General features: G+C 67.7%; 9 protein-coding genes. 5 read left to right on the forward strand and 4 right to left on the reverse strand.

The window, feature by feature from the left end; translation table 11 throughout:
* Window position 1: 1 nt before the first annotated feature.
* From IE224_RS11375 to IE224_RS11385, 3 genes are read left to right on the forward strand one after another with little or no spacing between them, the layout of a single operon-like run.
* The gene (locus tag IE224_RS11375) at window positions 2-1,564 is read left to right on the forward strand and encodes a hypothetical protein (protein ID WP_191310468.1); all 1,563 of its coding nucleotides are present in this window, start codon (window positions 2-4) and stop codon (window positions 1,562-1,564) included.
* The gene (locus IE224_RS11380) at window positions 1,561-3,072 is read left to right on the forward strand and encodes a hypothetical protein (protein WP_191310470.1); all 1,512 of its coding nucleotides are present in this window, start codon (window positions 1,561-1,563) and stop codon (window positions 3,070-3,072) included. The genes IE224_RS11375 and IE224_RS11380 overlap by 4 nt, the downstream gene beginning before the upstream one ends.
* The gene (locus IE224_RS11385) at window positions 3,069-4,718 is read left to right on the forward strand and encodes a hypothetical protein (protein ID WP_191310472.1); all 1,650 of its coding nucleotides are present in this window, start codon (window positions 3,069-3,071) and stop codon (window positions 4,716-4,718) included. Before IE224_RS11380 ends, IE224_RS11385 begins: the two co-directional genes overlap by 4 nt.
* On the opposite strand, the gene IE224_RS11390 is transcribed toward IE224_RS11385, so the two are convergent.
* Both IE224_RS11390 and IE224_RS11395 read right to left on the reverse strand, forming a co-directional pair.
* Entirely contained in the window at window positions 4,634-5,794 is a 1,161-nt protein-coding gene (locus tag IE224_RS11390; RefSeq protein ID WP_191310474.1) for a glycosyltransferase family 87 protein, read from the reverse strand. The two genes, IE224_RS11385 and IE224_RS11390, sit on opposite strands and share 85 nt — an antisense overlap.
* A gap of 156 nt (window positions 5,795-5,950) precedes the next feature.
* On the reverse strand, window positions 5,951-6,439 hold the full coding sequence (locus tag IE224_RS11395; protein WP_167623671.1) for a DUF4142 domain-containing protein: 489 nt from the start codon (window positions 6,437-6,439) through the stop codon (window positions 5,951-5,953).
* 364 nt (window positions 6,440-6,803) lie between these two features.
* Here IE224_RS11395 and IE224_RS11400 point away from each other — a divergent pair, with 364 nt between their 5' ends.
* Entirely contained in the window at window positions 6,804-8,381 is a 1,578-nt protein-coding gene (locus IE224_RS11400; RefSeq protein WP_191310476.1) for a sensor histidine kinase, read from the forward strand.
* Here IE224_RS11400 and IE224_RS11405 read toward each other — a convergent pair.
* Complete coding sequence (locus tag IE224_RS11405; RefSeq protein WP_191310478.1) at window positions 8,309-8,740, reverse strand: response regulator; 432 nt, start codon at window positions 8,738-8,740, stop codon at window positions 8,309-8,311. The genes IE224_RS11400 and IE224_RS11405 overlap by 73 nt on opposite strands.
* Window positions 8,737-10,956 (reverse strand): PAS domain S-box protein, encoded by a 2,220-nt coding sequence (locus IE224_RS11410; RefSeq protein WP_191310480.1) that lies wholly within the window; start codon window positions 10,954-10,956, stop codon window positions 8,737-8,739. The genes IE224_RS11405 and IE224_RS11410 overlap by 4 nt, the downstream gene beginning before the upstream one ends.
* Window positions 10,957-11,306: 350 nt before the next feature.
* On the opposite strand from IE224_RS11410, the gene IE224_RS11415 reads away from it, so the two are divergent.
* Complete coding sequence (locus IE224_RS11415) at window positions 11,307-12,503, forward strand: winged helix-turn-helix domain-containing protein (RefSeq protein WP_191310481.1); 1,197 nt, start codon at window positions 11,307-11,309, stop codon at window positions 12,501-12,503.
* Window positions 12,504-12,614 lie beyond the last annotated feature (111 nt).

Consider the following 12,614-nt stretch of genomic DNA (forward strand, 5'->3'; position numbering starts at 1 on the left):
CATGGCGCAGCCCCTGGCCAGCCGCAGCGCCGCTGTGGAAGGGATCGTTTCCCGTCCCGGCCGGTTGATCATCGGCCTGGCCGTCCTGGCGGCCCTGCTGCTGGTCCTGCCGGGGCGGACGGTGGCCACGCGTGGGCTTGACGAGCTGTTCTACATCCTGGACGGGGCGAACCGCGTCCTGTCGGGGCAGGTGCCGGGGCGCGACTTCATCACCGCGCAGGGGCCGCTGGTCCATTACCTGCCTGCGTTCGGGGCATGGCTGGGCGGATGGGGCGCGGCCTTGCCGGTGGCGGTGGGGGTCGTGCTGGTCGTCCTTGCGCCGGTCATGGCCCATGTCCTGACCTCGCGCCTGGATCCGGCGCTGGCCCTGCTGTCGGCCGCCTTTCTGGTTCTTGTGCTTGCCGCGCCGATGAACCTGGGCGAGCCGATGACCGCGCTGTCCTTTGCCCAGTTCCACAACCGGATCGGCTGGGTGGCGCTTGCCCTGCTGCTGGTGATGGTCCTGCCCCCGCTGCAGTCGGGTATGGACAGACGCGATGCGGCGGCTGCGGCGGTCCTGGCTTTCGCGATGATCCATGTCCGGCTGACCTATGGACTGGCGGCGGTGGCGGTCCTGGCCTTCATCCTGTGCGACCGGCGCCAGCGGGGGTGGGCGGCGCTTGCTCTGCTGGGCGCGGCCTTGGGCACGCTTGTCACAGCGCTGATCTGGGGCGGCCTGCCCGGATACCTGCAAGCCACCACGACGGCCTGGGGCGCAGGGGGGCTTCTTCGGGGAAGCTGGGGCGACATCATCGACCACGCCCTTGTCAGCTTCACCGACTACGTCCTTCTGGGCCTGATCGCGGGCATCTCTCTGTGGCGGCGGTGGAGCCTTCGATACGCGCTGTTCTTCATCCTTTGCGCCCTTGGCGGCTTCTCGATCATCAACCACAACGAACAGCGTTGGGGCATCCTTGCCCTGCATGCCGGTGCAATCGTCGCGGCCGGTCGTATCCTGCGGGAAGGCGATGGCCCCCGCCCGCCCATCCTGGGAAACAGCGCGGGCGCCACGCTGCTGGTCCTGGTGATGATGCTGCCGACGATCCTGCACAACGGGATCGCCCTGGGGCTGCATGTCACGGCAGCCGTGACGGGCGCGGGGCGGCCCCTGCCCCTTCCGGGGATGGAGGGGGTGCGGCTTGCCGACCTTTGGACCGGTGGCGACTTCGGCGGCGCGAACCGGTATCTTGGCACGGTCGAGGATGGCATCCGCGCCTTGTCGGCCCTTGACCCGCAGCCCGAAAGCATTGCCGTTCTGGGCGCGGCCGATCCCTTCTCGGCTGCCCTGGGCCTGCGCCCGGCCAGGGGCTTCATGCCCGTGATGCGGTGGCTGAACACGCTTGGCCCCGCGGACCATCCCGCGCCCGAAGCCCTGTTCGCCGATGCCGAGGTCGTCCTTGTCCGCGCGGGCGGGTCCGACCCCGTCCGCGCGCTTTACCTGCCCTTCGTGGAAAGCAACTTCACGCTGATCCGGCAAACCGAGTTCTGGCAGATCCATCGCCGCGCGCCGGCTGCCCGGCCATGATGCGGCAGGCCACCGCACCCGTCCTGATCGCCCTGATCGGGCTGTCCTGCGCCCTGATCCTGGGCGCGCCCGGCCGCACGATCACAAGCGCCTTTGCCAATGACGTGCTGATCTTCCTTGATGGCGCGCATCGCATCAGCCGGGGGCAGGTGCCGAACCGGGATTTCCACACCGCGCTTGGGCCGCTGGTCTATCTGATCCCGGCTGCCGGTTACTGGATCACCGGAAGCCTTGGCGGGGCGCTTCCGGTGGGAATGGCCCTGGTGATCCTGTTCTTCACGCTTCTTGCGGCCCATGTTCTGGGATCGCGCCTGCATCCGCTTCTGGCGGTGCCAGTCGGGGCCTTCCTGATCCTGCTGCTTGCGGTGCCGATCAACCTGGGCGACCGGATCGGCGCCCTGTCCTTCGCCATGTTCTACAACCGGATCGGCTGGGCGGCGCTTGGGCTGCTGGTCATCATGTATCTGCCGCCCCTGGTCCCCAGGCCGTGGCAGGAAGCGCGTGACGTGCTGTGCGCGGCGGCGCTGACCCTGCTTCAGCTTTACAGCAAGCTGACCTATGGCGCCGTTGCGCTTGCCTTCCTGGTCTTCCTAGCCGTCATCCCGGGCCAGCGGCGCCGGGCGGCGCTTGCGCTGGCCGTAGTCATGGCGGCGGCTGCCGTGGCCGAGCTTTTCTGGCGCGGCACCGCAAGCCACCTGGCCGACCTGGTGGAAACGGCCCGGATCAGCGGCGGGCGGGGAACGGGCGCGCTGATCAACGTCACCTTGCGCAATTTCGCCGACCTCGCTGTCTTCGCCCTGATCGCAGGCCTGGCGCTGTGGCAGGAAAGGTCGCTGCGGGATGCGGTCTTCTATGCCGGCTGCGTGGCGGCGGGGCTGCTGATCGTCAGCCAGAATGCCCATAACTGGGGGGTCATCACGCTTTATGCCGGATCGGCGGTGGCGGCGCAGCGGCTTGTGGGCAGCGCGGGAACCCTGGCAGCCGCAACGCCCCTGCTGCTTCTGGCATTCACCCTGCCGCCGACGCTGTATCACGCCTCGGCCCTGGTGCTGCACGGCGCCCTGGCCACGGCCAATGCCGGGACGCCGCTGGGGCTGCCCGGGTTTCGCGATGTCCGATATACCCGGCTGTGGTCCGCAGGCGACCACGGCTTTTCGCGCCTTTACGTCGGCAGCTTCGCTTCGGGCGGGCAGGCCCTGCAGCGCCTTGGCCCCGCTATCGGCCGGGTCGCCACGCTGGACTTCGTGAACCCCTTCCCGGCCGGGCTTGGCCTTCCGCCGCCAAGGGGCGACAATGCCTGGCTGCACTGGAACCGCAATGTCAGCGCGGAACACCACCTGCCGCCGGCGCAGCTTTACCGCGACGTGGACACGATCATGGAGCCCAGGATCGGGATCAACAGCCTCCAGCTTCGGGGGATCTACGGGTCCTTCATCGACCGCCATTTCGTCCCGGTCCTGAAGACGGACGACTGGACGATCCACATGCGGAAGGAGCCGAGGCCGTGATGCCCGCCAAGGCCCAGCACCAAGCCCAGGCCCAAGCCCAGGCTCATGGCCGGACAGGCCCGCTGCGCCGGCTGGCGGCCATGCCGCAGGGCCGGATCATCCTGCTGTCCGGCCTGCTGATCGGCCTGGTCCTGGCCCTTCCGGGCCAGACCGTGACCACCAAATATGTCAACGACCTGTTCATCTTCCTGGAAGGCGCCTACCGCATCCAGACGGGCCAGGTGCCGAATGTGGATTTCCGGTCCTCGCTGGGACCGATCGCCTATTACATTCCCGCCCTCGGCCTGGCCCTGGGCGGCAGCCTGGGGGCGGCGATGCCCCTGGGCATGGCGCTGACGACGCTGGGCTTTGCGCTGATCGCCTCGCATGTGATCGCGACCCGGATGCGCCCGGCGCTTGGCCTGCCCCTGGCGCTTTATCTTCTGCTGATCGTCGCGGTGCCGATGAACCCCGGCGAGGGGATCGCGGATCTGTCCTTCGCCATGTTCTACAACCGCATCGGCTGGGCGGCCCTTGGGCTGCTGCTGGTGATGTATCTGCCGCCCCTGCGCCCCCGGCGCGGGCAGGGGGGCGCAGATGCCGCCTGTGCCGCGCTGCTGACGCTTCTGATGCTTTACCTCAAGATCAGCTACGGCCTTGTCTGCATCGCCTTCCTGATCTTCATGCTGTCGGACCGCCGGCAATGGGGATGGGCGGCATCGGCCCTGGCGCTGACGGCGGCGGCGGGCCTGGGGATCGAGGCGGTCTGGGGCGGCACCGCAGGCTATCTTGCCGACCTTCGCCTGGCCAGCGAGGTCAGCGGCGACTTTCCCGGCCCGCGCGCGCTTGTGACCGAACTGCAGCGAAACCTGCCCGAGATCTGCATCTATGCCATCTTCGCCGCCTTGCTGCTGTGGGCAAGGCGAAGCCTCCGCGATGTCCTGTTCCTAGTATGCTGCCTTGTGACCGGCATCCTGCTGATCGAGCAGAACTTCCAGATCGTCGGCATCCTGACGCTGGGCGCAGGCGCCGGTGTCGCCGCCGAGGCCAGCCTGCGCGCCGCCCATCCCCTGCAACGGGGGGTGCCGCTGCTGTTGCTGGCCTTCCTGGCCCCGCCGCTTGTACATTTCTCGGTCGTGCTTGGCCTGCATGGCGGGCTTGGGCTGGCGCGGCAGGGGGTGCCCTTGTCGCTGCCCAACTACCAGGGGATCAGGCTTGTGCGGCTTTGGAACGAAGGCCAGTATCCCGCCTTCCGGCGCTATGACGACAGCCTGCGGGACGGGGCTGAGGTCCTGGCGCGGCTTGACGCGCCGGGCCGCGTCCTCGTGCTGGATTTCGTCGGCCCCTTCACCGCAGGGCTGGGGCTTGCCCCGACCCAGGGCGGCAGCACTTGGCACCACTGGGGCCGCACGGTCGATGCGCGCCACCACATGCCGCCCGACGACTTCCTGGCCGATGCAAGGATCGTGATGGAGCCGAAGGCCCCGATCGAGCGGTGGACCACCAATGGCCTGCGCGAGGTTTATGCCGCGGCCCTTGCCGAACGCTTCGTTCTGGCCGCCGAGACAGAGTTCTGGCGCCTTCACGTGGCCAGGGATGCCCGCCTTGACCTGTCGCCCCCGGGAAGCATGACCACCACCATGCAAAGCAGGACGGCCCAGCCGTAAACCGAACCGATGGTCAGCTGCGCCCCGCTGCCCGCCGCGAACTGGTCGATGACGAAGGGCACCGGCACGACCAGAAGGCCGCCCACGACCCACATCGCCCGCCGGTCCCAATGGTGCAGCAGGACCGGCAGCAGGAAAAGCGTGTAATGGATCCAGCCCAGCGGCGAGGCCAGGACCGAGGCCACCAGTGCGGCGCTGCTGGCCGCCATGACGGCGGGACGGCGGCGAAAGGCCCAGGCCGCAAGTCCCAGAAGAAGCGCCGCCCCTAGGGCCGTGCCCGCCGCGGGAATGCTTGCGCGCGCGGCAAGCCCCGACAGGGAGGCATTTGTCAGGAAAAAGGCCCGTTCGCCGTCCGAGGCGACGAGGCCCAGCCACTGCCGGTAAACCCCCGGCCCCAGGACCACCGCGGGAATCAGGCTGACCGCCGCGGCCACGGCAAGGCTGACAAGGGCGGGCCGGCGATGGCCAGACAGGAACAGCAGCACCGGCCAGACAAGGAAGTTCGGCTTCATCGCGACAACAAGGCCGATCAGGATGCCCGACCACAGAAGTTCCTGCCGTTCCAGAAGCAGCCAGGCCCCCACCGCCATCAGAAGCAGCGGCAGATAGATCTGGCCCAGGAACAGGGTGTCCCAGAACCCGGCCAGCCCGAAGGCCCAGACCGCGATCAGCAGCCCCTCGATCCCCTGCCCATACCGGCGCACCAGCAGGACCACCGTGGCCAGGTAGCAGGCGACCGATATCCACAGCCAGACCCGCAGCGACGCCTGCGGCTCGGCCAGGTCGAAAAGCTGGAACAGCAGCGCCGAGATCGGCGGGTTCAGGTTCGGGTTCCAGGACTCGAAGCCCGGCAGGACCACATGGGGGGTCAGGGGATAGATGCCATAGGGATCCAGCCCTTCCGCCGCCGCCCGCCCCGACGCCACAAAGGCGCCGAAATCCCAAAGCCCATGCGGGGGCAGGACCCGCCCAAGCTCGCCGATCATGGCAATGACCGAGGCCGCGGCCAGCATGACCATCACCGCAAGGCGCAAGGGATCGGCCGGATATCGTTCGAACATGTCCACCCTGGTCATGGCATTGGCCCCTGCATCTGTCAGCCGTCCCGTCGCCTATGGGGCCCTGCGCCCCTTTGCGAAGGCAGGCCCCCGGGTTCACCGGCATTGCGCGGCATCGCGCGGATCGGAAAGGCCGCCTGCGCCTTGGGACAGGCAGCCCTTGGTGCCAGCGCGTTACTGCCCGGTCAGGCTCTGGGCATGTTCCAGATGCTGCTGCAGGACAGGCAGGCTCTTCTCGGCATAGGCCATCAGCGCCTCGTTGTCGCCGCCTTCCGCATAGGTCTGATACAGCGTCACCGCCGTTTCATGGGCCACGACCTGGTTCTGGACATAGGCTGAATCGAAAGCCTCTCCCTCGGCGCTTTGCAGGGCCTGCATCATCTCGGCATGGGGGCTGCCCAGTTCGGCCGGCATCGACAGGTTCTCGGCCTGGGCGATGGCCATCAATTCCTGGTTGTTGGTCGTGTGATCCGTGATCATCTGGTTGGCGAATTCCTGGATTTCGGTGTCCTGGGCGCTTTGCAGGGCAAGTTCGCTCGACTGGACCTCGAACAGGCCGCCGCTGGCCGCCTGGGTGACGAAGTCCTGCGCCGTCATGTCCTGTGCCCATGCTGTGCCAAGGCTGGCAAGGCCGACGGCTGCGGAAAGGAAAAGGGTCTTCATGGCGATCTCCTTGGAAGGCCCAGGTGCGGATTGCCCCGGGGCGGATCGGATTTCAGAACGGGGAAAGGTTCAGGCGGCAGGCCAAAGCCATGCCGGGATCCGGACGATGCCCCCCCCGCGGACTGATCCCAACAGGGAAGGCGGACGAATGTTCCAGCACGTCGCCGGCATCGGGGATTGCGGCGGTGCGGACAACCGCGACGGAGGCCGAGGGAGGCGCCGTTCAACGCAGGCGGTGGCGGCTTCACAAAAAGCAACATGTCTTTGCAGACAGGTCATCTTGTGGTGATATGGCTGTGCGGCTACGGAGCCGAGATCAGGCGTAGAAAACTGTTCTTCCACCGGAAAGCTGCGGGACCGGACATTGCACCAGGCGAAAAGCATCACGATCCTGCGCATCGGAAGCCTGCTGCTTCCGCTGCTGGGCAGCGTCTTGTGGGGCACGATCACCTATCTGGACGAACGGCAGCGCGCCATCGACCAGGCCCATGAAAACGTGGCCCTGGTCCGCCAGTACACGCAGCGCCTGGTCCAGACCCAGACCGTTCTTCACGACGCGGCCCTGGCCCATGTCGATGCCCAGCCTGACCCCGATTATCTGACCAGCAGGGCGTTCCACGACTTCCTGGCCCGGATCGAGGGGGGGCAGGGCATGACGCTGGGCCTTGCGGTGATCGGCCTTGACGGCACCTGGATGGCGTCCAGCCGGGCCTTTCCCGTGTCCAGCACCGCCTCGCGGCGCGATTACCTGGACGGGATCAGGGCAGGCAGCACACTGATCCTGGACCGCATCACGCTGCAGCCGCAGGGCCAGGATGCGCTGATCGTGGTCAAGCCGTTCCGCCACGGATCGTTCCAGGGCGCCATCGTGTCGGCGGTCAGCATCGAGGCGATCCGCGGCTTTCTGCGAAGCGTTGCCCGGCGGGACGGCGAATCCGCGTCCCTTTTGCGCGACGACGGCAAGCTGCTGGTCCGGCACGTGCCGACACGGCCGATGTTCCTAGACCCGTCGTCGCCGGCGCGGCTGGCAATGGCGCAAGGCAACACCGGCCATTACAGCGCCACGGCCGTGACGGACGGGACCACGCGGCTTTACGCCTTTTCCAAGACCGATGACCTTCCGATCTACGCGCAGTTCGGCATCGCGCGCGACCTGATCCTGTGGTCCTGGTTCTGGCGTTCCGTGCCGGTCTGGATCCTGCTGTCGGCGGGCGGGCTGTTTTCCTTCGTGCTTGGCGGCTTCGTGCGGCGCAGCCTGAAGGAACGCAGCGCGCATGAGGAACAGGCAAGGCTTCGCCAGGAAGCCGAACGCAAGGCCGAACAGCATCAACGCTTCATGCGCGAGTTGAACCACCGGGTGAAGAACAACCTGGCCCTTGTCGACAGCATGATCGGCATCCAGATGCGGCGGGAAGGCGGCCTGGACGGGAACGAGCTGAAAGCCCGTGTAGCGGCCATCGCCGATGTCCATGACGTGCTGTACCAGGCGGCGAATGCGCACCAGATGGATCTTGGCGAATTGCTGCAACAGGTTTGCCGCAGCCCCGCCCTTGTCCCGGCCGAGCGGGACATCTCGCTGGACCTCAGGACACAGGACGGCGTGATGGTGGGGGCCGACACGGCCACCTCGCTGGCCCTGGTGGTGGTCGAGCTTGTCACCAATGCCGTGAAATACGCCTTTCCCGATGACCGGCGCGGCACGATCTCGATCTGCCTGTCCGCCGGCAGTGGCGAGGCGGAGCTGCGCGTGGGCGATGACGGCATCGGCATATCCGACGGCGTCACCCGCAGTTCCGGCATGAAGATCGTCGAGGCCTTCGTCCAGCAGATCGAGGGCCGGATGACCCGCAGCACCGCCGCGGGAACCTGCTACCGCATCACCTTTCCGTCGGCCGGCCCGTCAGGAGCCCCGTCAGAAGCCTCATCCGAGGCTGCCGCCTGAAGAAGCTTCGTGATCATCAGGCCCAGTTCGATCTCGTTCACGGGCTTGGTCAGGACCGGGACGCCCGGAAACTCGTCCCTGACCCCCGCCTGGCCATAGCCGGTCAGGAACACAAAGGGCACGCCCGCACCGATCAGGGCGCGGGCGACGGGAAAGCTGGTGCCGCCGCTTCCCAGGTTCACGTCCAGCACGGCCACGTCCGGGGCCATGTGCTGCAGCCTGTCCAAGGCCAGTTCGGCCTTTGCGAAGGGACCGACCACGTCCAGGCCCATCTCCTCGAGAAGGCCGCCCAGATGCATGGCGATCAGGGCCTCGTCCTCGACGACCAGTGCCCGCAGGAAATCCTGGTCCCCGTTCATGCCGCGTTTCCTTGCAAGGGGATCTCGGCCCGGTATTCGACGCCATCCGGCGACAGGGCCAGCCGGGCGGATCCTCCCAGTTCGTAAGGCACGGCATCTTCCAGAAACCGCGTGCCGAACCCGCGTCTTTGCTCCCGTGCCACCGCAAGCCGCGTCTGTTCGCGCCAAAGGAAGGACAGGGTTCCGTCGGTGGCGGCCCAGGACAGCTCGACCCGTCCGGCGGGATCGCGGAAGGCGCCGTGGCTTGCGGCATTGGCCGCAAGCTCATGGATCGCCAGTCCCAGCGAGACCGCGGCCTTGGGCCTGAGCGACACCGGCCCGCCCGACAGGGCGACATCGGCGCGCGCGGTCGATTGCACGGATGCCAGGGCGGCCTGCGCCACATCCGCCAGGGACGCGCCTTCCCAGTGGGACCGTGTCAGCAGGTCATGGGAAGCCGAAAGCGCCTGAAGGCGGCCGTCAAGCGCGCGCCTGGCGGCGGGGTCCAGTTCCGTTCCCCGCAGCGACTGGTGCGTGATCGACTGCACGATGCCAAGGGTGTTCTTGACGCGGTGGTTCAGCTCGGCGATCAGCAGGCGGGTCCGGTCCTCGGCCCGGCGTTGCTCGGTCAGGTCGCGGAAGATCTTCAGAAAGCCGCTGATCCCCTCGCCCTGGACGGGGACCATCTCGCCGCTGGCCCAGAACAGCGATCCGTCCTTGCGCGCGTGCCAGCGGGAGTCCTCGGCGCGGCCTTCGCGGCGGGCCTTTTCCATCTCATGCTCGGGGCGGCCGGCCGCCTTGTCCTCGGCCGAAAAGAAGATCCGCAGGTGCTGGCCGATGGCCTCTTCCTCGGAAAAGCCCAGGATGCGCTCGGCCCCGGTGTTCCAGCTTGTGATGATCCCGTCGTCATCGGCGGTCAGGATGGCATAGTCCTTGGCACTGTCGATGATCAGGCGCAGACGCTCGGCGTCCAGGCGCCGGGCTTCGGCGCTGGCCCGGTCGCAGGTGATGTCCCGTCCGACGCCCACCAGCCGTCCGGCGTGGTTGTCGACCGGATCGAACCGGCCCTTCAGCGATATCCAGCGGATCCGGCCCCCGGCCAGGCACCGGCCGGTGATGTCAAAGCCCGACCTTTCGGCTATCGCCTGGCCCAGGGCCGTGCGAAAACCGTCGCGGTCGTCGGGGTGAAGGGCATCCGACATCATCTGCTGCGACATGGCGACGCCCGGGTCGCAGCCGAACAGGGCCTTGATCTCGTGCGAGGCGTCAAGCTGGCAGGTTTCAAGGTCAAGCTGCCAATGCCCCAGCCCAGCCACCTCAAGCGCAAGGCGAAGCTCGGCCTGGGTTTGCTGCAATTCCAGTTCCGCCTTGGCCTGCTGGACCGCCGACCAGGTCCGTTCCGCAACCTCGCGTGCAAGATCGATCTCATGGCGCGACCAATGGCGCGGCTCGGGATGGTGGACGGTCAGGGCGGCGATCAGGACGCCGTCCTTGATCAGGGGCACGACCATCCCGGACGAAACCTGGAACTGCAGGAAGAAATCGGCGCTTTCGCGGGTCCGGGGATCGGTGACGACATCCTTGATCCACACGACACCGCCGCGCATGATGTCCTGGATCAGGGCCTGGCCGACCAGGTTGAGGGAAAAGCGGTCGGCGACAGCATCGATCCCCCGGTCCGCATTGGCCCACTCGGCCGAGGCGGCAAAGGTCAGCCGCGCCCGGTCCAGATCGACATAACGCACCCGGCCGCAGTCAAGCCGCAGGCCAAGGGTCCGGGCGGCGTGGTGCATGATGGCGTGCGGCGCGCCCAGATCCCGGATCGCGTCCGACAGCGCCAGAAGAAAGGACTGCCGTTCCGCCAGCCCCGCGACCTGCTGATCGGACCATTCCTCCTCCGCATCGCGGGACAGGGTGCAAAGCCATTCCGCCGCGGCCCCGTCCGGTCCCGGAACGGGAACGGCGGCGACCGAGGCCGGGCTGTCGCGGGCCTCGGTCCCCCGGATGCGCAGCGACAGCCGGAACGCCTGGCCGCGGTCGACAGCAGCGCGGACCGCACCGCCTGCATCGGCTTGGTCCGGCAGGACCAGAAGCCCCTGGATGATGGCCAGGTCGCTTGCCGAGGCATGTTCGGGCAGCGACAGGACCGCGTCCCACCCGGCCGAAAGGCGAAAAACCGATGCCTGGATCACCTCGCCAGTATTCAACAACGCTAACTCAGAAGGAAGATTGTCCACCAGATGGTCCTCGTGCGGCCGCGTCGGCCACCAGCCCCTTGATACGCACAAGGGTAAAGGGCGGTAAAGTGAATTAAATGCAAGGGTTTGGCAGGTTACGCAGCGGCAGGGTCACGGCAGGCCTGGCCGGTGCCAAGGGGGACACGGCCTTCAGGATCATCAACCTCATCCGCGGCCGCGAGTTCCATGCCCCTGTTGCCTTTGCGCGCAAAGTCAATGGCAGAAGGCGAACCGCGCTTGGCTGACACATTCCTCGGTTGCGCCTGGCGATCGCCGGGCCGGCCGGGATCATGGCACGCCAGCCCATCCGGGCCGATTGCGGTTTCGCTGCGGGCGGCTAAGGTGGCGCGATGAGCCCGCCCCTGCTGATGAACACCGATGCCCGCCGGCTGTTCCTGGATCGCCACCTGCTGCTGCGACAAGGGTCCGGCCCCGGCACGGGCGCGGATCTGGGCGATGTGCTGGGGGGCTTGGGATTTGTCCAGGTGGACAGCGTCAACACGCTGGCGCGGGCGCATGACCTGATCCTGTGGTCGCGCCGGACCCGTTACCGCCCCCGCGCGCTTGACCATCTGGTTTCCCGCCGCCGCGCGGCATTCGAGCATTGGACCCATGACGCCGCCGTCCTGCCGATGCAGTTCTATCCCATGTGGCAGTTGAAGTTCGCCCGGGACGAGGCGCGGATCCGGCAACGCTGGCCCGCCTGCCGCCGCCCCGGCTGGGAAGGCGAGATACGGGCGATCCTGCAACGGATCGCCGATCACGGCCCCGCAAGCGCCGCCGAGGTGGCGCCGGACGAGCCGCGCGGCGGGGGAGGCTGGTGGGACTGGCATCCCTCGAAGACGGCGCTTGAATATCTGTGGCGGTCGGGCCGCCTGGCGATCAGCCATCGGGTGGGGTTCCGCAAGGTCTATGACCTGGCCGAACGGGTCATCCCGGCACCCTATCGTGATGCATCGATGGCCGCGCCCGATGTCGTTGACTGGGCCATGTCCGCAGCCCTTGACCGGCTTGGCTTTGCCACCAGCGGCGAACTGGCGGCCTTCTTCGACATCGCTACCCGCGACGAGGCCAGGCGGTGGTGCGCCGAAGCCCTGGCCGCCCGCCGGATCATCGCCGTCGAGGTCGAGATGGCCGACGGATCGCGCAGGCCTTGCGTCTCGACGCCGCAGATCCTGAACGGGCTGGCCGCGCTGCCCGCGCCCTCGCAGCGGGTGCGGCTGCTGTCGCCCTTTGACCCGGCGCTGCGCGACCGGGCGCGGGCCGAACGGCTGTTCGGTTTCCACTACCGGATCGAGATCTTCGTACCTGAACCGCAGCGGCGCTTTGGCTATTACGTGTTCCCGGTGCTGCAGGGGGACCGGCTGATCGGCCGCATTGACGCGAAGCGTGACAAGGGCGTGCTATCGGTGCGCGCCTTCTGGCCCGAGGCCGGGGTGCGGATGGGACTGGCCCGGCAGGCAGGGCTGATGGCGGAATTGCAGCGCGTCCTGCCCTTGGCCGAGGCCGCCGGGATCCAGCTTGCGCCGGACTGGCTGCGGACCTGACGGACCGCCAGAACGCACTGTCCTCAAAGGGATCGCCGGATCCGCCTGCGGGTGAACAAATAGCAACTGGTGGAACATAAGCCCGCCCCCGCCGTTTCATCCATGACGTAG

Origin of the sequence: Paracoccus aerius, from assembly GCF_014656455.1 — a bacterium.
Taxonomy (GTDB): Bacteria; Pseudomonadota; Alphaproteobacteria; order Rhodobacterales; family Rhodobacteraceae; genus Paracoccus; species Paracoccus aerius.

What these genes read in the sequence shown, in the direction of transcription:
- IE224_RS11395 (WP_167623671.1), bottom strand. Translation starts at nt 6,439, where the DNA reads ATGAAGACCCTTTTCCTTTCCGCAGCCGTCGGCCTTGCCAGCCTTGGC.
- IE224_RS11375 (WP_191310468.1), top strand. Translation starts at nt 2, where the DNA reads ATGGCGCAGCCCCTGGCCAGCCGCAGCGCCGCTGTGGAAGGGATCGTT.
- IE224_RS11380 (WP_191310470.1), top strand. Translation starts at nt 1,561, where the DNA reads ATGATGCGGCAGGCCACCGCACCCGTCCTGATCGCCCTGATCGGGCTG.
- IE224_RS11415 (WP_191310481.1), top strand. Translation starts at nt 11,307, where the DNA reads ATGAGCCCGCCCCTGCTGATGAACACCGATGCCCGCCGGCTGTTCCTG.
- IE224_RS11405 (WP_191310478.1), bottom strand. Translation starts at nt 8,740, where the DNA reads ATGAACGGGGACCAGGATTTCCTGCGGGCACTGGTCGTCGAGGACGAG.
- IE224_RS11390 (WP_191310474.1), bottom strand. Translation starts at nt 5,794, where the DNA reads ATGACCAGGGTGGACATGTTCGAACGATATCCGGCCGATCCCTTGCGC.